Genomic DNA, 26,744 nt, shown 5'->3' with positions numbered 1-26,744 from the left:
GCCCGGCTCACATCAGCGTCAGTTGCGTCGGCTCCGCGGGGCGCTCGGGAGGGCCGTCGGGTGTGGTCCCCGGGCGTTTCGGGCGTATGCGGCGGGCCTCGCCGGAGCGGGCCGGGCCGATGCCGAACTCGGTGGCGAACTCGTGGACCTGGCGGGTGATGCGGCGTTGGTACCAGGTGGGGGCGTAGGCGCCGTCCGCGTACATCCGCTCGTAGCGCGGGACCAGGTGGGGGTGGTGGTGGGCGAGCCAGGAGAGGAACCATTCGCGGGCGCCGGGCCGCAGATGGAGGGCGAGCGGGGTGACGGATTCGGCGCCCGCCTCGGCGAGGGCGCGGACCGTGGCGCGTAGCTGCTCGGGGGCGTCGCCGAGGAACGGGATCACCGGGGCCATCAGCACGCCGCAGCCGATGCCGTGCGCGCGCAGGGTGCGCACCACGTCCAGCCGGCGCTCCGGGGCGGGGGTGCCGGGCTCGACGGTGCGCCACAGCTCGCGGTCGAGGAAGCCGACGGAGACCGAGACGCCGACGTCGGTGACCTCGGCCGCCTGCCGCAGCAGCTCCAGATCGCGGAGGATCAGCGTGCCCTTGGTGAGCACCGAGAACGGGTTGGCGCGGTCGCGCAGCGCGGTCAGGATGCCGGGCATCAGCGCGTACCGGCCCTCCGCCCGCTGGTAGCAGTCGACGTTGGTGCCCATCGCGATGTGCTCGCCCCGCCAGGCGGGGCGGGCCAGCTCGCGGCGGAGGAGTTCGGGGGCGTTGACCTTCACCACGATCTGCGAGTCGAAGCCGTGGCCGGTGTCGAGGTCCAGATAGCTGTGGGTCTTGCGGGCGAAGCAGTAGACGCAGGCGTGACTGCAGCCGCGGTACGGGTTCACCGTCCAGGCGAACGGCATCCGGGAGCCGCCGGGGACGCGGTTGACGAGCGAGCGGGCGCGGACCTCGTGAAAGGTGATCCCCCGGAATTCCGGGGTGTCGAACGTCCGGCTGACGACCTCCGTGCCGAACAGTGCCGACGGGCCGTCGCCCAGATGGTCCCAGCGCATCGTGCCTCCTTGCCTGTCCTTCCGTTCCCCCGCACACCAGAATAGAACATCTGTTCGTTCAAAGGGGCCGCATCGGATTTTGGGCGGGCGGTGCCGGGATGGTTGGCTTGGCGCGCATCGCAGGACCGCGCTGAGTTGGACCGCGCCGAAAACTGGAGGACAGCACACATGGGTCAGGTCGAGGCCGTCACCGAACGGGAGATCGCTGCGGACCCGGAGGACGTGTTCGACGCGCTCGCCGATTACACCGGCACCCGCGGCAAGCTGCTGCCCGAGCAGTTCAGCGAGTACGAGGTCCGCGAGGGCGGCGACGGCAAGGGCACGCTGGTGCACTGGAAGCTCCAGGCGACCAGCAAGCGGGTCCGCGACTGCCTGCTGGAGGTGGACGAGCCGACCGACGGACAGCTCGTCGAGAAGGACCGCAACTCCTCCATGGTCACCACCTGGGTGGTCACCCCGGCGGGCGAGAAGCGCGCCAAGGTCGTCGTCACCACCACCTGGCAGGGCGCCGGCGGTATCGGCGGCTTCTTCGAGCGGACCTTCGCACCCAAGGGCCTCGGCCGGATCTACGACGCGATTCTCGCCAATCTCGCCGCCGAGACGGAGAAGTGAGCCGTACGGCGTCCGGCGGCGTACGCTGCCGCTGATCCGGCGGGACCGCACGGGCCCGTCCGGACACACCACTCCGGCGGTGGGCTCCCGCGCCTCGTGCAGGGCGCGGGAGCCCACCGCCGGTCTTGTCTTCCGGTCTTGTCTTCCGGTCTTGTCTTCCGGGGCTGTCCGGGGCTGTCCGGGGCTGTCCGGGGTTTTCCGGCGTCCGGCCGTCCGGACGCCCGCGGGGTCAGCCGCGCCGTCGGGGCGTGGCCCCGGACACCTGGAGCGCGAAGTCGAACGTCGCCTCCTTGCCGCCGCCCGCGTCCCGCACGTTCATCAGCAGCGCCGGGTCGAAGATCGGGTCGGTGTTGTTGCGCGGCTCGCCCGGGAAGTAGAGCTGCGTGGTGAGGATCGGGCCGCCGGGCGCCTGGACCTTCACATGGAGGTGCCGGGTGCGTCCCGGGTAGAGCCCCGGCACGATCGTCGTCAGCTTGAACGCGCCGCGCTCGTCGGTGAACTGGTGGCCGCGGAAACGGAATCCGGTGTTGTCGTACGCGCCGTCGTCGTCCGCCTGCCACCAGTCCAGCAGGACCTGGGAGAGCGGGGTGCAGCTCAGCCCGAAGACGAAACCGCTCACCGTCAGCGGCGTGCCCTGGGTGCCGGGCTCGACGAGCGAGTCCCGCAGCGGGGAGTTGGGCTTGAAGTACGGGCCCTCGATCTGCGGGGGCGTCGGGTCGTCCCCGTCGTCGCAGTAGGGCGTCGGGGTCAGGGGCCCGTCGGACGGCTTGCGGTCACGGGCCAGGGCGACGCCGCCGAGCAGCATCGTCGCCGGTACGGCCGCGGCGGCGGCCCTGAGCACGTTCTTCCGGCTGATCAGCCGCGGGGGCCGGGCGGCCGGGCCGTCCGGCGCCGCGTGCGGCGTCAGATCCGGGCTGCGGTCGTCTTCCATCGCGCGCTCCTGTGGGGAGAGAGGGGAGTTCGGGGCGGGGGGTGACGGGCGGAGGGTGCTTTCCGAGCGGGAAGGCACCCCCTTCGGGGAACCCGTACGGGAACGGCTCACCCGGGCGGCGGGCGTCCCCGCCGCCCCGCCACATGGTCCGGACCATGTGGTGCGGGCCGATGACGACAGACGGTAGGGCAGGCGGCGCGGGCCGTTCGAGGGACTGGACGCGGGGGTCATGGTGAATTCCGCGGCTCGGGTGGCCGGGGCGGCCCGGGACTCGCCGCTCGCCGCCGTCCCGCCGCCTCCCGTCCCGTCCGCCGTGCTCCCGCGACCTCCCGCGTGGCCGCCCAGCCGCCTGCCGGTGGGGCTTTGGCGGGCCGGGCGCGGCTTTGGCGGGCCGGACGCGCTGAAGCCCGGGGCGCTGGGCCGAGGCCCGTCGGGCGTGAGGGCCGCACCGCCCGGGGGTTGTGGCCTCCCGCTGTCAGGGCCCGGGACCGGCGCTCGGTTCGGTCCCGCTCCACCCCTACGCCCCCGCGCCCTCCCGCGCCGCTGTCTCCCCGGTGGTCCGCGGCCCGGCGGTGCCGGCCGTTCCGTCCGTCGCGCCCGTCCCGTTCGCCGACCGGCGGAAGTCGCCGGGGCTCACGCCCGTCTCGCGGCGGAAGAAGCGGGAGAAGTACGCGGGGTCGGCGAAGCCCAGGCGAGCGGCGATCCGGGCGATGCTCAAGGGGCTGCCGGACAGCAGGCGTTTCGCCTCCACGGTCTGCGCGTGCCGGATCAGACCGCCCGGGGTCCGGCCGGTGCTCCGCTTGACCACCTCGGCCAGGTGCCCGACCGAGACGCCCAGCTCGTCGGCGTACGAGCGGACGGTGCGGCCCGCGGCGCCGGGGCGGGCCAGCAGTGCGGTGAACTCGCGGGCCAGCGGCGGCATCCGGCCGGTGGCGGGCGCCGGTCCGGGCGTGCCGGGCAGCCGCAGCGCCTGGGCGATCAGGATGTGCAACTGGGCCTGGAGCACCGAGGTGAACCCCTCGGCCCGTTCGCCGTACTCCCGGACCATCTCCGCCACCAGCGACGTGAACCGCGGCGCCGCCGCGGGCGTCACCCGCCGCCCCGGGCAGCCGCCGAGCGCCGCCAGCGCGTCCCGGTCGCCGGGGTGCGCCAGCAGGAAGTCGTCGGTGAAGAGGATGACCCAGCCGTGCAACTGCGTGGCCTGCTCCCAGTGGTGGACCTGGCCCGGCACGATCACGCTGAGCTGCGGCGGCCGCAGCGGGCGCCGGGCCTGGTCCACGACGTGGGCGCCGTGGCCCGCGGTGACGTAGACGATCTCGTGGAACGAGTGGCGGTGCGGGAAGTTCGCCCGGGAGAGCGGGCCGATCGTGTCGAACGAGCCGATCGCGAAGGGGAGCAGATGCGGCGTGGGCACGTCGAGGCGGTGCAGGGGCACCGGATCGTCGTTGCGGGGGCCGTCGTTGACCCCGCCGCGCGGGACGAAGACATCGGGTGCGGGACCCGCCGCGCGGCCGCCGCGCGCCGGCCGTGACTGTTCGCTGCGTCTGGGCACGCCCTCACCCTACGAACCGCCGCAAGACCCGTCCTCCGGCCAGAAGGCCACCATCGTCCGGCCAAGAGGGCGTAAAGATACGGGAGTTGGGGCCGTTCGGTGCGGACCGTCCCGGGAGTCGCGGCCCGGGGCGTGTGCCGCGCCGGGCGCCCGTACGCGGGAGACGTACCGGCGCCCGGCCGGCCGGGCGCGGGACGGTCACCGTGCGGCGGGTGGCCGGGGGAGTCCGGCCGCGGCCCGCTCCAGTGCGTCGACGCCGCCGGACATGACCGTGCGCAGATGCTCCGTGAGGTACGGGAGCGGCCAGTCCCACCAGGCCAGGGCCAGGAGGCGGTCGATGTCGGCGTCGCTGTGGCGGCGGCGGATGAGGCGAGCGGGGTTGCCGCCGACGATGCCGTAGTCGGGGACGTCGTCGACGACGACGGAACCGGCGGCGATGATCGCTCCGTGGCCGATGCGGACGCCGGGCATCACCGTGGCCCGGTGGCCGAACCACACGTCATGGCCCACCACGGTGTCCCCCCGCCCGGCCAGCCCGGTGATGAGGTCGGTGTGCTCGGCCCAGGCGCCGCCCATGATGGGGAAGGGGAACGTCGAGGGGCCGTCCATACGGTGGTTGGCGCCGTTCATCAGGAACCGCACGCCCGCGCCCAGGGCGCAGAACTTCCCGATGACCAGCCTCTCCGGCCCGTAGTGGTACAGCACGTTGCGGCTCTCGAAGGCGGTCGGGTCGTCGGGGTCGTCGTAGTAGGAGAACTCCCCGACCTCGATCAGCGGGGAGGTGACCAGCGGTTTGAGCAGCACCACCCGCGGCTGGCCGGGCATCGGGTGCAGCACGGTCGGGTCGGGGGGAGCGGGCGGCATGGCGGAGGGTTTCCTCACTGTGCGGGACGATCGGGGGTGGCCGTGGTCTCAGGCGCGGGCGGTGGACAGCGCGGCGCCCGCGAGGTCCAGCCGGGCGCCCTGCCAGCGCCGCCGCAGCCGGCGGTCGTGGCTGACGATGACGAGGGTGCCGCCGTACCCGGCCAGCGCGGTCTCCAACTCCTCGACGAGGGCGGGGGAGAGGTGGTTGGTGGGCTCGTCGAGGAGCAGGACGTCCGACGGTGCGTCGAGCAGCCGCGCCAGGGCGAGGCGCTGGAGCTGACCGGTGGAGAGGCGGCCGACCGGCACCGTGAGCCGTTCGCGGTCGAACAGGCCGAGGGAGAGCAGCCGTTCGGCGTGGTCGTCCGGCTCCCCCGTCCGTCCCCGGGCGAAGGCAGCCAATATGGTCTCGTGCGGCTCACCGGGGCGCGGGTCCTGGGGCAGGTGGCCGATCCTGCCGCGGCGGGTGACGCTCCCGTGGTCGGGGGTGATCTCGCCGGCCAGGACGCGCAGGAGGGTGCTCTTGCCCGCGCCGTTCGGGCCCGTGATCAGCAGCCGTTCGCCCGCCGTGACGGTGAGGTCGGTGCGGCCGAGCCGGTCCGTGACGGCGACGCCGGCGGCGTCGAGGACGGCGCCCTCCAGCCGCCCGGCCCGCAGGACGGGCGTGAAGCGCAGCGGCTCCGGCGGGGCCGGGACCGGGTCGGCGAGGAGGCGGCGCAGCCTCTCCTCGGCGTTGCGCACCCGGGCGGCCAGCGACTGCTGCACCCGGCCGCCCGCCCGGTCGTAGGCCATCTTGTTGCCGTCCTTCATCGGGCGGCCCGGGGCCACCTGGCGGGCGGTGGTCGCCGCGGACTCGCGGAGCCGGCCGATGTCGGCCCGCCACTCCTCGTACGCCTGGGTCCAGCGCTGCCGGGCGGCGGCCTTCCCGGCGAGGTAGCCGGGGTAGCCGTTGCCGTACCGGACGACGTGGTGCCGGTCGCCGTCCACCTCCAGCAGGGTGGTGGCGACGCGGTCGAGGAAGACCCGGTCGTGGGAGACGGCCACCGTGGTGCCGCGGCGGGCGCGCAGATGGTCCTCCAGCCAGGTCAGGGCGGTGTCGTCGAGGTGGTTGGTCGGCTCGTCCAGCAGCAGTACCTCCGGCGCGGACGCCAGGACGGCCGCCAGCCGGAGCCTGACCCGCTCCCCGCCGGACAGGCTGCCGACGGTGCGGTCGCGGCCCACCAGGCCCAGACCGAGACCGTGCAGGGCGCGCTCCACCCGGGCGTCGGCGTCGTAGCCGCCGCGGAGTTCGAAGACGGTCAGCAGCTCGCCGTACTCGGCCATACCGGATTCGTCGCCGGTGGCCATCGCGGCCTCCAGACGGCGCATCCGCCGCTCGACGGCGCGCAGCTCGCCCAGGGCCCGGTCGATGATCTGCTGGACGGTCGCCCGCGGCGCCATCCGCTCGTCCTGGGCCAGATAGCCGACGCCGCCGGTGGCCTGGACGACGATCTCGCCCTGGTCGGGCCGTTCGCAGCCGGCGAGCAGCCGCAGCAGGGTGCTCTTGCCGGAGCCGTTCTCCCCGATGATGCCGGTGCGTTCACCCGCGGCGAGCGAGCAGCTCACGGAGGTGAGGACGGGCCTGCCGTGGAAGGACTTGCTGACGTCGAGGGCGGTGATCTGTGTGGGCATACGGGGTCTCCAGGGCATTCGGGAAGGGGGCGGTCCTCGTGGGCCGCGTGGCCGGGCGAACGCTCCGGTGAACCATCGATCACTCCACTAGTGCGACAACTGATGCTTTAAGATGGTGACACACCACCGTCCCCCGATCAATCGGATTCCCTGTGCCGCCTTCCGCAGAGCCCGCACCGGAGCCGGTGCCGCGACCGGACGGCACCGCGCCGTCACCACCCCGCCGCCGCCCCGGGGGCCGCACCGCCCGCATCCGCCGGCAGGTCCTCGACGCGGTCCTCGCCGAGCTGGGCGAACACGGCTACGACGGGCTCACCACCGACGCCGTCGCCGCCCGCGCGGGCGTGCACCGCACCACGGTCTACCGGCGCTGGGGAGACGTCGGCGGGCTGCTCGGCGACGTCCTCGACGCGGCGGGTGACGACGACTGGCAGCCGCCGGACACCGGCTCGCTGCAAGGCGACCTGACCGCGCTGAACCAGGAGATCCAGGACGCGCTGAGTGCCGAGCCGCCGGTCGTGGCCGCGCTGATCGCCGCCTCGTTCCGCTCCGAGAAGGCCGCCGACGCCCAACTGCGGCTCTGGGAGGACCGGTACACCCGCTGCGGGATCGTCGTCGAACGGGCCGCGCGCCGCGGTGAACTCCCGCCGCACACCGATGCCCGGCAACTGCTCCTGGCCGCCACCGCGCCCCTCTACCACCAGCTCCTGCTCCTGCGCGCCCCCGCCGATCCGCTGCTGCCCGCCCGCGCGGCCAGGACCGCGGCCCTCGCCGCGGGCGCCGGTGCCTTCGTGGAGCCCTGGCCGGACGGCGGCTGAGGCAGGCGCACGGACACCGGGTACGGCGACGGGCGCGGGGGAAACCCCCCGCGCCCGTCGCGGTTCAGGTGTCGCCGTCCGGTGGCCGGATCAGGTCGGCACGCTCCACTTCTGCGCCGGGTTGCCGGAGCAGTTGGCGATCTGCACGCGGGTGCCGTTCGAGGCGTTGGCGGCGCGGATGTCCAGGCACTTGTTGGCCGGGAGGTTCACCAGGTCGTGCGGGGCACCGGCGAAGACCCACTGCTGCGAGGCGCGGCCGTTGCAGTCCCACAGGTGGATCAGCGAACCGTCCGACGTGGCGTTGTTCGCGACATCCATGCACTTGCCGTACGCGCGCACCGTGCCGTCCGACGCCATCGTCCAGCGCTGCGCGGGCATACCGTTGCAGTCGTGGACCTGGATGGGCGTGCCGTTGGCGCGTTTGCCGTTGGCGACGTCCAGGCAGATGCCGTTCATGCCGGTGATGGTGCCGGTCGGGCCGGTGACCTTCGGCTTCGCCGGCTTGTGCTGCGTGGTGCCGGTGCTGGGCGGGTTGTCCGCCACCGCACCGCCGTTCACGCCTTGCGACGGCGGCGAGTCCTGGGTGCGCGGCGGGGGCACGTCGCGCGCGGGCTTGCCGGCCGGCGGCGCGTCGTCGGCCTTCTTCTTGCCGGGCGTCTCGGTGGGCTCGGCCTTCTTCGTCGGGCTCGGCGACGGGTCGGCCTTCTTCGACGCCTCCGGCGACGGGCTGGCCACCGAGGCGGCGGCCACCCGGGTGTCGTCGGCGCTCATCCGCAGCCCACGCTGGGCCAGCGGCCCGAGCACCACGGCACCGGTGACCAGCGCGACGGTCGAGCCGAGCGCGATCCACACCCGGCGCTCGGGCAGCAGCCCGATCCGCGGCCGGCCCGGATCACGGGCGAACGTACGGGAGAAACCGCCGGCGGGGTCCTTCGGCGGGGAGTCGGGGGAACGGGAATTGTCCGGTGGCACGGGGACCTCCGAGTCGGAACGGATGGGGAGGAAAGAAGGTCAGAGGGTGAGGGCGTTCTCCGGCAGGTCGAGCGGTGACAGCTGCATCAGCGCGTCGGCGTCCGGCGCCTCCAGCTCGGAGACGCGCATCGCCTGCCGCTCGGTCATCTCCTGGAACACCTGGCGCGCGGTACGGCCGTTGCCGAAGCGGACGGTCCGCGGGATCGCCGCGAAGTGGCCGGACAGCGCCTCGCGCGCCTCGGCGGTCAGCTTGTACGCGTGCCGCTCGGCGTGGTGCTCCACGATGTGCACCAGCTCGTCGGAGCTGTAGTCCTCGAACAGCAGGGTGCGGGAGAAACGCGACGACAGACCGGGGTTGGAGCCGATGAAGCGGTCCATGTCGTCCGGGTAGCCCGCCGCGATGACGACGACCTCGTCACGCTGGTCCTCCATCAGCTTCACCAGCGTGGCGATGGCCTCCGTACCGAAGTCGTTCCCGGCGATGGCCGGGGCCAGCGAGTACGCCTCGTCGATGAAGAGCACCCCGCCGCGCGCCCGGTTGAACGCCTCGGTGGTCTTCGGACCGGTGTGGCCGACGTACTCGCCGACCAGCGCGGAGCGGTCCACCTCCACCAGGTGCCCGACGGCCAGCAGGCCCAGCGCCTTCAGCAGCCGGCCGTAGAGCCGCGCCACCGTCGTCTTGCCGGTGCCGGGGTTGCCCGCGAAGACCAGATGGCGGCTGAGGGGCGGCGCGGGCAGCCCGGCCTCGCGGCGGCGCCGCACCGTCTGCATCAGCTTGACCATGCCGCCGACATCGCTCTTGACCCGCTCCAGGCCGACCAGTTCGCCCAGCTCGGTCAGCAGGTCCTCCAGCGACTCCGGCTCCGCCTCGGGCGCGCCCTCGTCGGCCAGCTCCGCGTCCTGGCCCTCCTCCTCGGAGGTCCCGGCGGCGGACGACGGGCCGGACGGCTGACCGGACGCGCCGGGCCGGGCGGGCGCCGCCGGGCCCGGCCCCGTCGCCGTCGTGGCCGGCAGCACCGACTGCTCCACACCGTGTGCCGTGCAGTCCTCGAACACCGGAGACGCGCCCTCGGCGGTGCCCAGGTCCTGCGCGCAGTCGAAGATCCGGCAGCGGACGAACCGCGGCTCGGCCCGCTCCCCGACGTGCAGCGCGGGGAAGGCGGTGGCCCGGATGTCGCAGAACTCGAAGGTGCCGGACGCGTCGTCGCCGACGAGGATGCCGTTCTTGCCCGTGGTGTCGATCCGGACGCCGCTCACCGCGCAGTCGGTGTCCTTCCACAGCACCAGTGCCGTGCCGCCGGCCCGGAACACCCCGCCGCCGTCCATCCGCAGCCGGGCACCGCCCGCCACCGTCACGCCCGCGCTCCCCACGTCCGCGATCCGGGTGCCGGTCAACTGCGCCCGCGCGCCCGGACCCAGCTCCACACCGGCCTTGCGCTGCCCGGCGACCACCGTCTCCAGCAGCACCGACTCCTCGTCCGACAGCAGCCGTACACCGCTCTCGCCGCCGGTGACCCGGCACCCGGCCAGCGCCACCGCACCGGCCATCGCCACCTGCACCCCGCACATCGCGGCGTCCCGCAGCGCGGTGTCCTGGGCGCGCACCCGGGCCTCGTCCGTCACGACCAGCGCGTGCTCCTCACTGTCCGTCACCCGGCAGCCGGTCAGCTCACCGCGGGCCCGCTCGCCCAGGTGCAGGGAGCTGAAACCGCTGCCGGAGACCGCGCAGTCCGTCAGCTCCAGCGCGCTGTCGCCCAGCGCCAGCGCACCGTTGGCCACCGGCGTCACCACCCGGCAATCCCGCGCGCCCAGACGGGCGGCGCCACCGGTGACCAGACCGCTGCCGCCCGGCGACACGATCCGGCAGCCGGTCAGATCGACCCGCGCCTCGTGCTCGGCCTGGACACCGGAGCCCGCGGCGCCCTCCACCAGACAGTCGTCCAGGAGTACCTGCGCGGTGTCCTGCGCCAGCAGCCCGTGGCGGCCCGGCCCTGTCAGCCGGGCGGCGCGCACCGCCAGCCGGGTCGCGCCCCGGGCCCGCAGCGCGGAGCCCGAACTCCCGGTGATCCGCAGCCCGTCGGCGACCACCCGCGCGGTGCCCGACAGCACCACGCCGATGCCGTCGACCGAGGTGATCACGGTGTCCTCGATCCGCGCCCGGCCGTCGCCGCTGACGTGCAGCGCGGCATGGCGGGCACCGTGCAGCCGGGTGTGGCGCAGCAGCAGCACCCCGCCCGTCGTCGGATCCTGCAGCTCCTCCACCAGATCCGCGGCGAGCGCGCCGTGCAGCGCCGCCAACCGGGCGCCCTCCTCGGGCGGTTCGCCGTTCTGCGGGGCGTCCGGCGCGTCGGGCCGCCCCAGCACCTCGATCCGGCCGTGGCTGAGCGCGCACTCCTCCAGCACCAGACCGGCCGCGTCCTCGACCCGTACCAGCGCCTCCGCCGGATCGGTGCCCTGGAGCGTCAACTGCCGCACCGCGCAGTCCGGGGCGGCGACGCTCAGCGCCGGGCCGCGCGCCGGACGGATCTCGACGGTGCCGGGGCCCTGTTCGGGGACGAGCACCACCCGGCGTTCCAGCCGGACGTTCTCCGGGTAGACGCCCGGCGCGACGGCGACCACCGCGCCCGCGGGGACGGCCGCCACCGCGTCGGAGATCGTCCGGTGGGCACCGCGCCCCCGGGCGGCGACGCGGTACACGGGGTTGGTCATGACGTGCTCTCCTGCGGGTCGTGCGGGTCGTCCTCGGACGGCTCCGGTGCGGGCTGCTGCTGCCACCACGGCGGATCGGCCTTACGCAGCTCGGGGGTGAGGATCAGCCCGCCGAACATCTTGTCGGCGAACTTGCTGATGCCACCCACCAGGAACAGGTCCACCAGACCCTGCCGATGGTAGAACCTGCCCGCCGCGGTCTGCTGCAGCACCGTCTTGGCCGCCCCGAAGCTGAGGCCGCCGGCCAGGCCCGAGGCCATGCCGAGGGCGCCCTCGCGCAGTGCGTCGGTGCCCGAGAGGTGGACGACGTTGCCGTTGGAGTCGTACACCCCGAAGATCGCCGAGCTGGCGGCACCGGTGATGAAGCCGGACACCAGACCGGAGGAGATGCCGACGCTGAAGTCGTACGTACCGGCGCGCCAGCGGGTGACCTTCTCGTTGCCCGCCCACTCCGTCGACCAGGTGTCGTCGGAGGCCGGGGGCCGGGCGTACGGCTTGCCGGAATCGACGTTGCTCATCCCGGTCTTGACGGTGCCGCCGCGGCCCGCCGCGTTGTGCAGTCCGCTCACGCCGATCTTCACGGTCGAGCCGACCGCCGCGCCGAACGCCGCCTTCGCCACGTCCGTCCAGCTGAACTCCCGGCCGGAGATCTCCGCCGCGATGGCGTTGACGATCAGGCCGACGGTGAAGTCCAGCGTGAACTCCTGGATGAACTCCACCAGCGCCTGGTTGGCGGCCTTCTGCACGAACGGCGTGTACAGCGATTCGCCGTTCACGTTCTTCGACCACTCGAAGCGGTTCGGCTCGCGCATCATCCGGCTGCCGCCGCGGAACTCGGCGGCCCAGCCCCGGAAGTCGTTCTCCCGGCCGACCAGCGTCATCCGGCCGAAGCTGTCCTTCTCCCAGACGTACCCGGCCATCGTCCGCTCGGACAGCAGCGTGGTGCCGTCCGCGCCGCCGTAGCGCCGCCACTGCTTGTTCCACTCGTCGGACTCCAGGAACGTCCCGTCGTCCAGCGCGGTCCGCGTGCGCACCACCGCGCCGTTGTCGAACTCCCGCCACTCGCCGGGCTTGTACTCGGCGTCCGGGGTGGCGCGGTGCTCGCGGACCCGGAGCGACGGGTCGCTGAAGTGGTCCTGGAAGAGCGAGCCGGAGCGCGGCACCGGCGGGATCTCCTGGACCAGGTCGCCGCCGGAGTGGTCGCGCCACAGCGCGCCCTCGCGCCAGTCGTCCAGCGCGTTGCCCCGGGCGTCGGTCCAGGTGCGGACCCGCCCGGCGCCGTCGCCGAACTCCAGGATGTGGCCTTCCTTGTCGGTCTTGTTCCAGTGCCAGACCGGCGGTTCGCCCTCGCCGCCGGCGACCCGCCAGGCGTCGACGGTCGTGCCGTCGTCGAGCACCCGGTGGTCGCGGACCAGCCGGCCCGCGCTGTCGAAGTCCTGGTAGGAGGCGTTGTCCCAGTACCGTCCGGTGCCGCCGCCCGCCGACTGCACCCGGACGCCGGACTCACCGCCCGCCTCCCAGGTGACCCTGGCGGCGCCGGGGCGGCCGGTCGCGGTGACCTCGATGCCCGCGCCGCCGTCGCCGCCCGGCCAGGTGTCGCGGCGCGCCACGACCTCACCGTGCTGGTTGGTACGGACCCAGTCGTCGCCCGGTCCGGCGTGCACGGTGTCACCGCCGGCGGCGCGCGGCGGGGTGCGGTACTCCACCACGGTGCCGTCGGCGAAGCCCTCCCGGGCCACGCGCCACTCGCCGTCGCCCGGCGTGAACCAGTCGCCCTCCCCGGCGCCGGGACGGTGGCGGTCCTGCCAGACGAGATCGCCGTGGCCGCGGTCGCCGCCGCCGGTGAAGTCGTCGGGGTGGAAGGTGCGGTGGCCCTTGAGCCCGTCGTCCCCCGCCGACCAGGGCAGATAACCGTCCTGGCGGGTGGCGCCGGCCGGCATCTCCACATCGCCGACGGTCAGCTTGGAGCCGTCGGAGAGCGTGGTGGTGGCGCGGACGACGGTGCCGTCGGAGGCGATGTCGAGCGTCGAGCTGTCCCGGCCCACCAGCCGCACCCCGGTCGTCGCGGGCGCCTCGGCGCCGGCGGGGGTGTACTTCCAGGTGTGCACCTGGAAGCCGTTGTCGGCGGTGAGCCACGGCTTACCGGCGAAGGTGCGGTGCTCGACGGAGGACAGCAGGTTGCGGACCCACGACGGGGGCCGCTGCTCCATGACGCGGTGCGTCTGAAGGAACCCGCCGTCCTTGAGGGTCTTGCCCGCGGCGTTCTCCTTGCCGTGCGCGGAGTGCGAGATCCAGTCCTTCTTGAGGGAGCCGTCCGCCTCCATCTCCCGCTGGAAGTACCGGCGGTTGTCGTCGGCGTGCAGTCGCCCGAACCGCTCGTGGACGGTCTCGGTCAGCCCCGTCCGCGTATCGGTCATGGTGTCGGTCCAGCCGCGCCCCGGGCTCCATGTCCGCTCGCCCTGGGCGAGGTGCGTGTACTCCTCGTCGTAGCGGTGCCAGGTGGTGGGGCGGTTGGTCAGGCCCTGGGTGAGCGGGTCACGGTCCAGTTGGGCGAGGACGTGGCCGCCGTCGGGGTTCTCCCGCCAGTGCCGTACGCGGGTGGCGCCGTCCATGTCGTACCAGCTGCGGCCGCTGGTGCCGAAGTGGCGCTTGCCGTGGCGTCCGGCGGAGCCGTCGGCCGCGATCTCCTGCCAGTCGCTGCGCTGGTGGCCGAAGCGGGCGAAGCCGGTGGAGGCGGTGGGCCGCTGGGCGTCCAGGAAGCCGCCGCCGGGCAGCGGGCGCCGCTCGAAGACCTCGGCGCCGCTGTGGCTGAGCAACTGCACCCGGCCGCCCGCGATCCCCTTCTCACCGACGGTGCCGGAGTCGAACCACTTCGCGGTGGCGTCCGGCCGCTCCGTGGCGCCGGGCGTGACCCGCTTCCAGGTGGCCTTCGCGGCGTCGGTGCCGTCGGCGGGTTTCGCGGGGAAGTCCACCTCGAAGTGGTGGCCGGGCCGCGGCGTCCCGTGGTGGATGACGTTGATCCGCATCTTCTCCAGGCTGCCGTCGGCCCGGTAGCGGGTGAACTCGCCCTGGCGCAGCGGCCCGGTGCCGTCGGTGCGGAAGCCGCCGCCGTCCTCCCGGGTGACGCGGACGCCGGTGCCCTCCAGGTTGGCGTCGAGCAGTTCGTCGGAGCCGGTCCGCAGGAACCGGCCGTCGGGCGCGTCGGCCAGCCGCACGGCGTCGTAGAGGTGGCTCCCGGCGCCGTCCGCGACGTGGAACGTGCTGCCCTCGACGGTGACGACGTGGGTGGCGGTGCCGTCCTCGCCGACGAGCCGGAAGCCGCCGTCGCCGTCCTCGATACGGAAACCGCCGCCGGGCCGGGTGTGGGCGGTGAACCCTTCGGCCCGGGTGCCGTCGCCGAGGACCTCCAGGGCGCCGTGTTCGTACGTCCGCAGGAGCTGTCCGGTGGCGCCGGGGGCGTCCGGGAGCCGCAGCGCCCGGAACTCGAAGGTGCCGGAGGAGTCGAAGACGTGCACGGTGGTGCCGCTCGTCGACCGGAAGCCCTCACCGTGCACGGTGACCTCGGTGCCGTCGACCGGCACGCCGTCCGCCCGGTGCAGCTCCCCGGACGGGAGGGGCGTCGTGCCGCCGTGCCGGGTGAGCGGGCGGTGGGCGAAGTACGTCAGACCGTCCGCGCCGGTCAGTTCCACCAGGTCGTGGAGGTGGGTGCCGTCCGTGGCGAAGACCTGATGCATCTGGGGAGTGGAGACGCGGAGGTGTTCTCCGTACGCCTCGACGCGGGCGCCCGGCACCGGGGCGCCGTTCGCTCCGGTGAAGCGCAGGACCGGCCCGTCGGGGGTGTGCACCACCTGACGGAAGTGCGACAGGCCCTCCGGGGAGTGCAACTGCACCGCGCCGGTGCCGCCGGTGCCCGCCGCCGCGGGCGGCGGCGCGCCGTGGGTGGCCGCCACGTCGTCGACGGGCGGCGGCGGGGTGGGCCGTGCCCCGGGGGTGTGCGCCGGGGGCAGGTCCGCGGGGGGTGTGTCCAGCCTGGCGCGGGTGGCCCGGAAGTGGGCCAGCTCCAGTTCCAGCTCCCGCATCTCGTGCCATTCGCCCGAGGCCCGGCCCGGCCGTCCGGAGCCGCCGAGCAGCCGGGGGCGTTCCTTGAGCGAGTCGGCGGTCAGCTCGTCCATCCGGGCGCCGACCGCGTCCGGGTCCATGCCGTGCGCCCGGAACGCCTCCCGCGCCTCGTCGAGCCGGGTCTGCGCGAGGTGCAGTTCGGCACGGGCCCGCTCGCCGACGTCGAGACCGCGCGAGGGGCCGTCGACGCGGCCGCCCTCGCTCTCCACACGGGCCCGCGCGTCCGCGAGGTCGTTCCGCGCGAGCTGTACCTCGCCCCAGGCCTCGGCGCGGGCGTTGACGATGCCGTCGGAGTCGCCGGGGCGGCGGAAGACGTCGAGGCGGGCCGCGCTCTCCCGGGCGTGGATCTTCTCCAGCTCCGCACCGGTGAGGCGGGAGGAGTGCGGGGCGGGCACGCTGCCCTCGGGAAGCTTGCCCGCCGCCTTGGCGCCGAGGCCGGAGGCGGGGGCGTCGCCGACGCGGAGGTCGCCGGTGGACACGGTGAGGTCGTCCACGGCGCCGCCCGCCGGGGTGTGCGGCTCCTCCCAACTGCCGGGCTTCGGCAGGTTGGTGAACTCGTCCGCGTTGTGCAGCACCCCGCCGCGCAGGTCCGCGGCGATGTTGCGGAAGTCCGTACCGCTCCAGCTCTTCGGCGTCGCCAGCAACCCGTCCGAGTCCGCGAAGGCGATGCCGACGCGGTTGTCGCCGGGCTGGTGGGTGACGGTGATGGTCAGGTGGTCGGGCGAGCCGGGCTTGGTGACGGTGAACGTCTTGACCAGCCCGTCCTCACTGGTCGACGGGTGCACGGTGACGTCGTCGAAGCCCTTCCAGCGGACGATGGAGGACTGGTCGAAAGCCTTGCCGAAGTCGTCGAAGGCGGTGCCCGACGGCAGACCCGGCCACTCCTCCTTGATGACCTTGGCGAAGTCGTCCGGGGAGATCGCCTCGGCCCGCACCGGCACGACGTTCAGCCCGCCCTCGACGCGCGTGGGGCCGGTGCGGACGAGCTTCGTCGGGGGGAGGGTGATCTCCCACTGGTCGGGGCTGCGCGGCACCGGGGAGCCGGTGGCGACGTGGTCGAAGTGCGGCGGGTACGCCATCGCGAGCTTGCCGTGGCCCGCCGGGACGTGGATCTCGAAGACGGCGCGGTTGCTCAGCTCCAGACCCTTGGCCCATTCGTGCTGGAATTCGAAGTTGTTGGAGGTGGAGATCGGCAGCCGCTCCATGAAGTCGTTCGCCGACTGGCTCGCCGGATCCATGGAGACGCCGCGGTAGACCGTGATGTCCTTGTTGGCCCCCTCGAACAGCAGGTCCTGGGTGACCTGGTGGAAGTACCGCACGTTGTTCAGGAGCTTGTCGTCCGCCGCCCCGGGCTTGAGGAAGCCGCCGTAGCCGCGCTTGGACGTGAACGCCGAACCCGACCTGACATCCGTCATCAGCGCGGAGATCTTGCTGTCGCCCGCCGCGCGCCCGAGGTGGCGGTGGCCGACGTCGACGAGGGCGTTCCAGTTCTCGGCGGCCTTCCCGTCGAGCCCCGCGGAGGCGGGCGGCGTGTCGGTACGGGGCGCCGGGACCGGCGGCGCGTCGTGGAAGGCGCCGTTGGACCACAGATAGCGCTGGGGACCGGAGGGCGAGGCGACGACGATATGGCCGTCCTCGACCTTCACCGGCCAACTGTGGCCACCGTTCGGGTCCGCCATCGGTGCCGCGTGGCGTTTGTCCAGGTCCGCCCTGGTGGTGATGGTGACGTCGTCGAGCGCCCCGCCGCGCAGGACGACGTCCTCACCGGAGAGGGTGAGCCGGTTGCCGAGGCCGACCTTGTAGTGCCAGGTGCGGACGGTGGCGCCGCCCGGTGCGTCCAGCATGTCGACGTGGAAGACCTTGTTGCGCGGACCGAAGTCCTCGGCGCGCATCACGAGCAGACCGTCCGCGTCGTCCCCGCCGCGGAACTGCGGCGCTCCGCCGCGCGGCGCCTCGACGACGGTGCCGTTACCGAAGGGCAGCGGCTGCTGGTGGGGGCCGAGTTCGTCGCCGCTGCCGCCGAGCAGGCGGGGGCGTTCCTTGAGCGAGTCGGCGGTCAACTCGTCGAGGCGGGCGCCGACGACGTCCGGGTCCATGCCGTGGGCGCGGAAGGCGTCCCGGGCGAGGTCGAGGCGGGCGACCGCCTCCGCGTGGCTGATCCGGGCGTGGTCGCCGACGGTGAGGCCGTCGGAGCCGCCGGCGCCGCTGCCGCCCTCGGCGTCGAGACGGACCTGTGCGTGGTCCACCTGCCGCTGGGCCCGTACGACCTCTCCCCAGGCGTCGAGCCGGGCGTTGACGACGCCGTCGGAGTCGCCGGGGCGGCGGAAGACGTCGAGGCGGGCCGCGCTCTCCTGGGCGTGGATCCTCTCCAGCTCCGCGCCGGTGGGACGGGAGCCGTGGGGCGCGGGGACGGAGCCCTCGGGCAGCTTGCCCGTCGCCTTGGCGCTGAGGCCGGAGGCGGGGGCGTCGCCGACGCGGAGACCGCCGGTGGACGCGGTGAGGTCGTCCACGCCGCTCGCCGGGGTGTGCGGGGTGTCCCAACTGCCGGGCTTCGGCAGGCTGCTGAACTCCTCCGCGTTGTGCAGCACCCCGCCGCGCAGATCGGCGGCGATATGGGTGAAGCCGGTACCGCTCCAGCTCTTGCCGAGCAGCTTCTCGCCGCCGGGACCGGTGAAGGCCACCTCGACGCTGTTGTCGCCGGGGTGGTGGGTGACGGTGATGGTGAGGCGGTCGGGCGAGCCGGGCTTGGTGACGGTGAACGTCTTGACCAGCCCGTCCGCGCTGTCCGACGGGCGGACGGTGACGTCCTCGAAACCGCGCCAGCGCACGATCGAGGACTGGTCGAAGGCCTTGCCGAAGTCGTCGAAGGCGGTGCCCGACGGCAGACCCGGCCACTCCTCCTGGATGACCTTGGCGAAGTCGTCCGGGGAGATCGCCTCGGCGCGCACCGGCACGATCGTCAGGCCACTGCCCGGATCGGTCCGCGTCGCGCCGGTGCGGACCAGCTTCGTCGGGGAGAGGGTGATCTCCCACTGGTCGGGGCTGCGCGGCGCCGGGTTCCCGGTGTGGTCGAAGTGCGGCGGGTACGCCATCGCCAGCTTGCCGTGGTCGGCGGGCACCTGGATCTCGAAGACGACGCGGTTGCTCACCACCCCGTTCTTCGCCCACTCGGGCTGGAAGTCGAAGGTGTTGGAGGTCGAGATCGGCAGCCGCTCGGTGAAGACGTCCGCCGTCTGGGCGGACGGCTCCATCGAGACGCCCCGGTAGACCGTCAGCTCCTTGTTGGGCCCCTCGAACAGCAGGTCCTGCGTGACCCGGTGGAAGTCCTCCACCTTCGCGACCAGCGCCCCGTCCTCCAGCTTGGAGGGGATGACGAAACCGCCGTAGCCGCGCTTGGAGGTGAACGAGCCGCCGATGACGTCCCGCATCAGCGCGGCGACCTTGCCGTCGGTGTCCGCGCGCCCCAGATGCAGGCGGGCGACGTCGATGAGGGAGTTCCAGTTCTCCGCGGACGCGCCGCTGAGCCCCGACGCGGCGGGCGGCGTGCCGGTGTGCGGCGCCGGGACCGGCGGGGCGTCGTGGAACGCGCCGTCGGACCAGGTGTAGCGCTGCGGACCGGACGCCGAGGCGACGGTGATGTGGCCGTCCTCGATCTTCACCGGCCAGGCGTGGCCGCCCGCCGTGTCCAGCACCGGCGCCGCCGTCGACTCGCCCAGCTTGGACGTCGTGGCGACCGTGATGCCGTCGAGCGGACCGCCGCGCAGCGCGATGTCCTCACCGGTCAGCGTCAGCCCGGCGAAGCCGCGCTGGTAGTGCCAGGTGCGGACGGGGCTGCCGCCCGGCGCGTCCAGCAACTGGACGTCGATCCGCGCGTCGGCGGCGCCGCCGTGGACGACGAGCCGGTCCCCGAACGCCCCGGCGTCCGCGAGCGTCGGCACCTGCCGGCGCGGCGCCTGGAGCACCACACCGTCCAGTCCCGGGAGGTCCTTCTCGAAACGGTTCTGGGCCGAGGCGCCGCCCAGCAGCCGCGGACGCTCGTTGAGCGAGAGGTCGTCCAGGGCGCGCAGTTCGTGCGCGACGGTGTCCGGGTCCATCCCGAGCTGCCGGAAGCTGTCACGGGCGTGGCCGAGGCGGTTGGCCGCCGCGTCCAGATCGATCCGCGCCTGCTCGCCGACGGCCGGCCCGCCGGAACTGCCGTCCGTACGGATGCCGTCGCGGTTGAAGGTGTGCTCCGCCTGGTCGAACTCCCGCTGGGCGCGCTGGATTTCCCGCCAGGCGCCGACCCGCGCGTCCACCAGGTCGTCCGAGGCGTCCTGGCCGCGGAAGACGTCGAGGCGGGCGTCGGACTCCCGGGCCCAGATCGCGTCCAGCTCCGCACCGGAGGGCCGGGACGGGGCGCCGTGGCCGCCGGTGCGCACATCGAGCGCACCGGTGCCCTCGGGGAGCTTGCCGGTGGCGCCGCCGGCCGGGCCCGGCAGGGCGTCGGCGCCCGCACCGGCGCCGGGGGAGTGCGGGACGTCATCGGGTGCCGTGCTGTGCCAGCCCTCGGGCAGCGGCAGCGGCTTCAGCACCTCGTTGTTGTGGAGGACGTCGCCCCGCAGGTCCTGGCCGAGACCGCGGAACTTCTGCTGGTCGAAGGTCCGGTCGGCGAGAAGCTTGCCGTCCCCGTCGGTGAAGGTGAGGCGGACGGAGTCCTTCTCCGGTACGTGGGTGATGCCGATGGTCAGCTCGCCGGAGTGGCCGGGCTTGGTGACGGTGACCGTCCGCACCAGACCGTCGCCGCTCAGCTCGGCGCGGGCGGCGGCGCCCTCCAGCCCCTCCCAGCGGCCGATCGTGCCGGGGTCGAAGGCCTTGCCGAAGTCGTCGAAGGCGGTGCTCGACGGGAAGCCGGACCACTCCTCCTGGATGACCTTGGCGAAGTCGTCCGGGGAGATCGCCTCGGCGCGTACCGGCACGATCGTCAGGCCGCTGTCCGGGTCGATCCGGTTGGGCCCGGTGCGCTTCAGCGTCGTCGGGGAGAGGGTGATCTCCCACTGGTCGCTGATGGGCTTGGGCGCGCCCGCACCGGCGTGGTCGTAGTGCGGCGGGTACGTCATGGCGATCTTGCCGTGGTCGGCGGGGACGTCGATCTCGAAGACGACGCGGTTGCTCACCACCCCGTTCTTCGCCCACTGGGGCTGGAACTCGAAGGTGTTGGACGTGGAGACCGGCAGCCGTTCGACGAAGGTGTTGTCCGCGTGGGCGGCCGGTTCCATCGTCACGCCCCGGTAGACGGTGATCCGCTCGTTGGCGCCCTTGAGCAGCAGGTCCTGGGCGAGGTTGTGGAAGTCCTTCGACTGGCCGACCAGGTCGCCGCGCCCCAGCGCCTCGGGGTCGACGAAACCGCCGTAGCCGCGCTTGCCGGTGAACCCGCCTCCGTAGACCTTGCGCATCATGGAGTCGAGCGCCTTGTTGCCCACCGCCTCGCCCAGGTGCACATGGGCCAGGTCGACGAGCTTGCCCCAGTTGGCGGCGGCGTCGCCGGTCAGGCCCGCGGCGGCCGGCGGCGGGTCGGTGTGCGGCGCGGGGAGCGGCGGGCCCTCCTGGAACACGCCGTTGACGTAGCGCTGCGGTCCGGTCGGCGAGGCGATGGTGATCTCGTCCCCGTCGATCTTGACGGGCCAGGAGTGCCCGTCCACCTGGAGGGGGCCCGCCTTCTTCAGGACGGTGGTGAGCGCGTTGCCGTCGAAGACACCGCCGCGCAGGACGAAGTCCTCGCCGGTGATGCGGAGGGGCCCGAGACCGCGCTGGTAGTGCCAGGTGCGGACGGGGCTGCCGCCCGGCGCGTCCAGCAGTTGGACGCTGAACTGCCGGTCGCCCGCGCCGCCGTGGACCACCAGCCGGTCCCCGAGGGCACCGGCGTCGAGGATCTCCGGTGCCTGGCCGCGCGGCGCGCTCACCACCGCGCCCTCGATGCCGGGCAGTTCCCTCTGGGCCGGACCGCTCGGCGCCGCACCGCCCAGCAGCCGCGGCCGCTCCTTCAGCGACGCGGCGTCCAGCGCGTCCAGCTTCCGGGTCACATCGTGCGGGTCCATACCGTGGACCCGGAACGCGTCCTCGGCGTCGCCGAGCGCCTTCTCGGTGGCCCGGAAGTCGGCCAGCGCCTGCTCACCGACGGACGGACCGGACGACGGGCCGTCGATCCGCCCGCCGACCGCGTCCAGGTGCGCCCCGGCCGCCTGGTGGTCGATCCGCGCCTGCTGCACCCGGTTCCACGCGCCCAGCCGGGCTTCCAGGTCGCCGGGGAGGTCGCCCGGCTTGCGGAACACGTCCACCTTGGCGAGCGATTCGTTCTTCCAGTCCGCGAACGGGTCGGGCGCCTTGCCCTTGCCCTTGCCGCCGGCCCCGGAACCGCCGCCGAGGTCGACGCCGTCGGGGCGCCCGTGCGGGGCGGCCGGCGCGGGCACGTGCCCGGTGGCCGGGCGGACGGCTCCGGCGCCCGGTACGTCGATACCGCCCGCGGCGTGCGGGACCACCGGGGTGTGCGCGCCGTCCAGCGCGGTGACGCCGTGCCCGGGCACGCCGGCACCGGGCGTCTGCGGCAGCTTCGGCTCCGGTACGGCGGGGTGCGCACCGGCGCCGGTCGCCGGGGTCTCCACCGGGTGACCCGGCACGGCGCCGGGTCCGTCGAACCCGCGGCCGGGAGCGGGCGCCGGTACGGCGCGCTCGCCCAGCCCGGCGAGGTCGCCACCGGCCCCGCCCTGCGGCATCCGCACCGGACCGCCCACCACGGGCACATCGGTGTGGGCCGCGGCGGCGGGCGGCGGGGTGATGCCGTGCGCGGCGGCGCCCGGTGTGACGGCCGGCGGGGTGATGCCGTGCTCCCCGGCGGCCGGCGGGGTGATGCCCCGGGTGGCGGGCGGCGTGACGCCGGTGGTCCCGGTCGCGGGTACGTCGACGCCGTGCGTCACGGTGCCGGGCGGGGTGATGCCGTGGGTGGCGGACGCCGGGGGCGTGATGCCGTGGGTGGTGACCGTCGGCGGGGTGATCCCGTGGGTGACGGCGGTCGGCGGGGTGATGCCGGAGACGTCCACGCCGGAGCCGAGGCCACGGCCCGCGCCGACGTCGGCGATCTTCCCGGCGCCCGCGTTGACGGCGGCACCGGGCACATCGGTGTGGACCAGCCCCTGCACCGGCCCCGGCGTCACCGAACCGGTGGCCGGCAGGTGCACCCCGCCCGGCGCGGTCACGCCGGGGGCCGCGGTGCCCGTCGCGGGCAGGTCGATCCGGCCGACGGACGGCGTCGAGACCGGCGTGTGCGCCCCGGTCGCCGGGACGTCGAGGTGCCCGACGGTGGGCATCGACCCCGGTGTGAGGGAGCCGGTGTGCAGGTCGAAGGTGCCGGCGGCGGGGACGCCCGGCGCCTCGACGTGGCCGAGGTCGACCAGGCCCGCGCCCGAGCCGTGCGGCGCCGCCGTCGAGGGGGCGGGCAGGTCGAAGGAGCGGAGCGCGGGGACGTCCGCGATGCGCGCGCCCGAGCTGATGTTGCCCAGATCGCCCAGATTGCCGGAGAAGTTGAAGTGCCCGCCGGCGACGGAACCCAGCCCGTGCGAGCCCAGCCCGGACACGCCGCCCGGTGCCGTCACCCCGGACAGCCCGCCCTGCGGCGAGAGGTGCGAGACGGGGCCCGCGGTCGGCAGATCGCCGAGCATCCCGGAGTGGCCGAGGTTCGACAGTCCGCCGAGCGAGGAATCGATCCCGCCCAGCCCCTGCATGGACGGCAGGTTCAGTCCGCCGTGCAGCCCGCCGACGCCCTGGAGCGACGGCATGGAGATGCCGCCGTGCAGTCCGCCGCCGATGCCCTGGACGGACGGCATCGAGATCCCGCCGTGCAGCCCGCCGCCGATGCCCTGGATAGACGGCATCGAGATGCCGCCGTGCAGCCCCTCGCCCATGCCCTGGAGCGACGGCATGGACAGATGCGGGGTGCTCAGCCCGCCCATCGACCCGTCGAAGTGCATCGACGGCGGGGTGACCACGCCGTGCGTCGACAGCGACGGCGAGAACGACCCGGGCCCGGCGAAGTTGCCGGTCCGCATCACCGCGAGGTCACCGATCGGATCGATGTGCACCGACGGGATACCGCCGCCGCCCGCGCCCACCAGGTGGTTGATCGGCCCGGCGCCGCCCAGCAGCCGTCCGCCCGCGCCGACCGCGCCGAAGCGGTACTTGCCGAACACACCGCGGTCGATGAAGCCGATCCGGAGCGCCTTGCCGATGCCCAGCGCCTGGATCTCGGCGGCGTCCACCGGCAGGATCAGCCGCAGCGCCTTGAAGCCTGACAGTCCGTTGATGACGGACTTCCCGCCGGCGACCAGCCCGGAGCCGATCCATTTGGCGGCGTTGCCGATGCCCTTCATCCCGCCGTATGCCAGCGCCCCGGCGATGTGCAGGCCGTTGATGCCCGCCGGCAGCATGAACGGCAGCGCCTTGAACGGCGTGACGATGTGGAACGAGCCGTTCATACCGGTGAAGATCCGGCCGCCGAACCCGGGGATCTTGCTGAACGGGGTGTGCGTCCACAGGCCGTTCAGGCCCCGGCTCCAACTCGCCGCGCCCCGCGCGAAGTCCTTCGTGCCGAAGAACAGGTGGAACGACATGTTGAGGATGTTGCGGCCGGTGAAGACGTTCTTGAACGAGGTGAACGCCGTCTTGATGCCGCCGATGCCCTTGGCGCCCAGCCCCCGCAGGCCCTTGAGCGCCTTCATGACGTTGAGGCCCTTGGTGCTCGGGGCGATCATGCCGAGCCCGGCCAGCAGCAGGTCCAGCGCGCTGGCGTCGCCGTTGGCGAAGTCCACCGCGGTCTTGATGAAGATGGCGACGTTCAGCGCGACGGCGAACAGCGCCACCGGACCGCCGAAGATGATGGCGGGGATGATCAGGATGATCGCCAGCCAGCTGAGCGCCTTCATGATCTCGTCGCAGGCGTCGATCGGCGAGGCGATCTTGTCGCGGGCCGCCCGCACCGCGCTCGCCGCCGTCGCCGACGCCTCTTTCTGGATGTCCCCGGCGTCCTTGGCCGTCGACTTCAGCGAGTCGCGGCCGTCCTCGTCGTCCTCGGACAGCTCCTTGGCCTGCTGGAGCGCGGCGTCCGCCCGGCCCTGCTGCTCCTCCATGACCGCTTTGTACGTCCGCAGCGCGCTCTGCACGTCCTCCTGCGCCTCGCGGAACGTCGAGACGAAGTTGCGCAGTTTGCCGTCGATGACCTCGCGCAGCGCGTCCCCGGTCTTCCCGACGAACGCGCCGTCCGTGGTGTTCTTCACCTCGGTGAGCCCGTCGTCGATCTTGTCGGCGAGGTCGACCAGGTCCTGCTGGGAGGCGATGACCTCCCGGATCTTGGCCGCGTCCCCCGGGGTGGGGTCCGAGTCCAGGCCCAGGGCGCTCCAGTCCGTTTCGCGGGGCAACGACGGTACCGGCCTTCCATGATCGGCTGCCACGGGCGGTGCGGCAGGGCGGTGCGGGTGGGGTGCGGTGCGGGCGGGTACGGGCAGTTCGGGCGGGTGCGGGCGGCTCTTCCGGCGGCGCGGCGGCCGGTGCGGAGGAGCACCCGTACGCATAACACGCACCACGGGGCCAGGAGGTTCACCGTTCCCCGGCACGAATTCCGCTTCCGGGTGAACCATCCGGCGCGTCCGTGCGTGAGAGGGGTGCAAGGTATTGCTTCCACGCCGCCCGGCCGCAGGCCCGAGAGGTGCCCATGCCCGACTTCTCCATCGACTACGAGCTGCTCAACCAGGTGCAGACGCGGATGCGTCAGCTCGCCGACACCGCCGACTCCGGCGGCGCCAAGGGTGCGCTGAAGGACCTGTCGGAATCGACGAGCGCCGCGAAGAGCGTCATGGGCTTCAGCGACCTCGGCACCGCGATGTGGAGCTTCTCGCAGCGCTCCAGCCAGCGCGCGAAGGACGCGAAGGACGGCCTCAACAAGCTCGCCGACATCTTCGAGTCGGTCTCCGACAACTACTTCCAGGTCGACGCGGGCATGGCCGACAGCGCCGGGGTGATGGGCGCCAGCCTCGGTCTCGACGACTGGAAGCACAAGAAGGCCGCCTGGGACCAGTGGGACGAGGACACCAAGGCGTGGAACGACTACCTGGACAAGATCGGTGCGTCCGGCTACTTCAAGGAGCATCCGGACGCCGACATCAACGAGGTGTGCTCCGCCGACGGCGCCCCCGGCTGGTGCGACCGGTACAACAACGACAAGGACGTGCCGTCGCAGCCCGGTGACCACCCCGAGGGCGAGCGGCCCGGCGACACCCCGCCCACCGAGAAGACGATCACCACGGAATCGGGCAGCACCCACGTCAAGGTGACCCTCGACGACGACAACAACGTCATGACCGAGGAGTCCACCGTCACGATCGGCTCCGGCGCCGACGAGCAGAAGTACACGAACAAGACGACGTACGACTCGTCACCGCAGCCCATCACCCTCAAGGACGGCAAGACCTTCGACGCCCGTGACTACACCACGGTGACGACCGGTCCGGACGGTTCCGAGACCACCAGCCGCTACGTCATCAACGACGACGGCAGCGGCACCATGACCGTCACCACGGACGACGAGACCACCACCTACACCCGCTCCTCCCCGTTCGGCGACGGCGCCGAATGGAAGGAGAAGGAGGACGACTGAGCCGCGCCCCGCGCACCGGCCGTCCGCTCCCCGGGGCCCGCCCCGGACCCTCGACCCCCGTCGGAAACCCGTAACCAAGGAGAGATCTTGGCCGCCAACATCAGCCTCGACTTCGCGGAGATCGAGCGCGTCTCGAACCTCCTCAAGAACAGTGCCGACAACACCCTTGTGCCCCGCATGACGGAGGCCAAGAACGAGGTCGACACGATGCTCAACTCCACGCTGAAGTTCAACAACTCCAGCCCCGCCCTCCAGCAGTCCTACGAGAAGCTCACGCAGTCGCTGACCGACGCGACGCAGAGCATCAAGGACTTCGCGGAGCAGTTCGAGAAGATCGTGCAGTCGATGCGGGACATGGACGACGAGATGGCGAACAAGATCCGCTCCAGCGGCTGACGCCCCCGCCGCCCGGCGGCATCCCGTACCACCCGACCGCATTCACCGGAGGCATACATGGCGCAGGACGTCTTTCTCGACTACGACGACATCAAGCGTGTCGCCAACACCATGGAGAACAAGTTCACCGACATCGCCAACGAACTGGGCGATCTGGAGAACACGGTCAGCACGCTGCTCAAGGACGGTCTCGTCTTCGAGCAGTCCAGCCCGGCGCTGGAAGAGGCGTACCAGGCGTTCAGCAAGCAGATGAAGGAGTCCTCCGCGAACATCAAGGTGTTCGCGCAGTCCTTCACCGACATCGTCAAGTCCATGACGGACTCCGACAGCCAGATCGCCGCGGGCGTCCGCAACAGCTCCAAGGGCTGACCCGCCCCGCGCGA

12 protein-coding genes and 1 pseudogene are annotated in these 26,744 nt (G+C 73.2%); 5 read left to right on the top strand and 8 right to left on the bottom strand.

The genetic code is table 11. The features are described 5' to 3' along the window. Positions 1-7 precede the first annotated feature (7 nt). On the bottom strand, positions 8-1,042 hold the full coding sequence (locus ACGH2B_RS03200; RefSeq protein WP_399083712.1) for an Rv2578c family radical SAM protein: 1,035 nt from the start codon (positions 1,040-1,042) through the stop codon (positions 8-10). Between the two features lie 168 nt (positions 1,043-1,210). Here ACGH2B_RS03200 and ACGH2B_RS03195 point away from each other — a divergent pair, with 168 nt between their 5' ends. Next, on the top strand, positions 1,211-1,654 hold the full coding sequence (locus ACGH2B_RS03195) for an SRPBCC family protein (protein ID WP_399083709.1): 444 nt from the start codon (positions 1,211-1,213) through the stop codon (positions 1,652-1,654). 247 nt (positions 1,655-1,901) lie between these two features. Here ACGH2B_RS03195 and ACGH2B_RS03190 read toward each other — a convergent pair. The 4 genes and pseudogenes from ACGH2B_RS03190 to abc-f all read right to left on the bottom strand — a co-directional run. Beyond that, positions 1,902-2,585: pseudogene (locus tag ACGH2B_RS03190) on the bottom strand (dioxygenase); the annotation flags it as partial. A gap of 517 nt (positions 2,586-3,102) precedes the next feature. Then, positions 3,103-4,137 carry a helix-turn-helix domain-containing protein gene (locus tag ACGH2B_RS03185; protein WP_399083706.1) on the bottom strand — a complete coding sequence of 345 codons (1,035 nt, stop codon included), beginning with the start codon at positions 4,135-4,137 and terminating at the stop codon, positions 3,103-3,105. Positions 4,138-4,335: 198 nt separating this feature from the next. Further along, positions 4,336-5,001, bottom strand: coding sequence for a CatB-related O-acetyltransferase (locus ACGH2B_RS03180; protein WP_399083703.1), 666 nt, complete (start codon positions 4,999-5,001; stop codon positions 4,336-4,338). 48 nt (positions 5,002-5,049) lie between these two features. Then, positions 5,050-6,669 (bottom strand): ribosomal protection-like ABC-F family protein, encoded by a 1,620-nt coding sequence (gene abc-f / locus ACGH2B_RS03175; protein ID WP_399083700.1) that lies wholly within the window; start codon positions 6,667-6,669, stop codon positions 5,050-5,052. Between the two features lie 185 nt (positions 6,670-6,854). Between abc-f and ACGH2B_RS03170 the strand changes: the two genes are divergently transcribed. Further along, positions 6,855-7,487: a TetR/AcrR family transcriptional regulator gene (locus tag ACGH2B_RS03170; RefSeq protein WP_399096654.1), complete on the top strand. Its 633-nt coding sequence runs from the start codon at positions 6,855-6,857 to the stop codon at positions 7,485-7,487. 90 nt (positions 7,488-7,577) lie between these two features. On the opposite strand, the gene ACGH2B_RS03165 is transcribed toward ACGH2B_RS03170, so the two are convergent. The 3 genes from ACGH2B_RS03165 to ACGH2B_RS03155 are packed head-to-tail and all read right to left on the bottom strand — an operon-like array spanning position 7,578 to position 24,730. After that, the gene (locus ACGH2B_RS03165) at positions 7,578-8,459 is read right to left on the bottom strand and encodes a ricin-type beta-trefoil lectin domain protein (protein WP_399083697.1); all 882 of its coding nucleotides are present in this window, start codon (positions 8,457-8,459) and stop codon (positions 7,578-7,580) included. Positions 8,460-8,498: 39 nt separating this feature from the next. Continuing rightward, positions 8,499-11,168, bottom strand: coding sequence for a right-handed parallel beta-helix repeat-containing protein (locus tag ACGH2B_RS03160; RefSeq protein ID WP_399083694.1), 2,670 nt, complete (start codon positions 11,166-11,168; stop codon positions 8,499-8,501). Then, positions 11,165-24,730 carry a hypothetical protein gene (locus ACGH2B_RS03155; protein ID WP_399083691.1) on the bottom strand — a complete coding sequence of 4,522 codons (13,566 nt, stop codon included), beginning with the start codon at positions 24,728-24,730 and terminating at the stop codon, positions 11,165-11,167. The genes ACGH2B_RS03160 and ACGH2B_RS03155 overlap by 4 nt, the downstream gene beginning before the upstream one ends. A gap of 293 nt (positions 24,731-25,023) precedes the next feature. Between ACGH2B_RS03155 and ACGH2B_RS03150 the strand changes: the two genes are divergently transcribed. The 3 genes from ACGH2B_RS03150 (at position 25,024) to ACGH2B_RS03140 (ending at position 26,730) form a co-directional block, all read left to right on the top strand. Further along, the gene (locus tag ACGH2B_RS03150; RefSeq protein WP_399083688.1) at positions 25,024-25,965 is read left to right on the top strand and encodes a serine/arginine repetitive matrix protein 2; all 942 of its coding nucleotides are present in this window, start codon (positions 25,024-25,026) and stop codon (positions 25,963-25,965) included. Between the two features lie 87 nt (positions 25,966-26,052). Then, complete coding sequence (locus ACGH2B_RS03145) at positions 26,053-26,361, top strand: M3 family metallopeptidase (RefSeq protein ID WP_143940075.1); 309 nt, start codon at positions 26,053-26,055, stop codon at positions 26,359-26,361. Between the two features lie 57 nt (positions 26,362-26,418). Then, entirely contained in the window at positions 26,419-26,730 is a 312-nt protein-coding gene (locus ACGH2B_RS03140) for a hypothetical protein (protein WP_399083685.1), read from the top strand. Positions 26,731-26,744: the final 14 nt, after the last annotated feature.

Origin of the sequence: Streptomyces sp. BBFR2 (genome assembly GCF_044497305.1) — a bacterium.
Classification (GTDB): domain Bacteria; phylum Actinomycetota; class Actinomycetes; order Streptomycetales; family Streptomycetaceae; genus Streptomyces.
Note: the sequence above shows the minus strand (reverse complement) of the source record. Positions and strands in the feature narration are given on the sequence as shown.

Coding starts and splice junctions, on each gene's coding strand:
- ACGH2B_RS03195 (WP_399083709.1), top strand. CDS start 1,211: ATGGGTCAGGTCGAGGCCGTCACCGAACGGGAGATCGCTGCGGACCCG.
- abc-f (WP_399083700.1), bottom strand. CDS start 6,669: ATGCCCACACAGATCACCGCCCTCGACGTCAGCAAGTCCTTCCACGGC.
- ACGH2B_RS03180 (WP_399083703.1), bottom strand. CDS start 5,001: ATGCCGCCCGCTCCCCCCGACCCGACCGTGCTGCACCCGATGCCCGGC.
- ACGH2B_RS03160 (WP_399083694.1), bottom strand. CDS start 11,168: ATGACCAACCCCGTGTACCGCGTCGCCGCCCGGGGGCGCGGTGCCCAC.
- ACGH2B_RS03150 (WP_399083688.1), top strand. CDS start 25,024: ATGCCCGACTTCTCCATCGACTACGAGCTGCTCAACCAGGTGCAGACG.
- ACGH2B_RS03200 (WP_399083712.1), bottom strand. CDS start 1,042: ATGCGCTGGGACCATCTGGGCGACGGCCCGTCGGCACTGTTCGGCACG.
- ACGH2B_RS03140 (WP_399083685.1), top strand. CDS start 26,419: ATGGCGCAGGACGTCTTTCTCGACTACGACGACATCAAGCGTGTCGCC.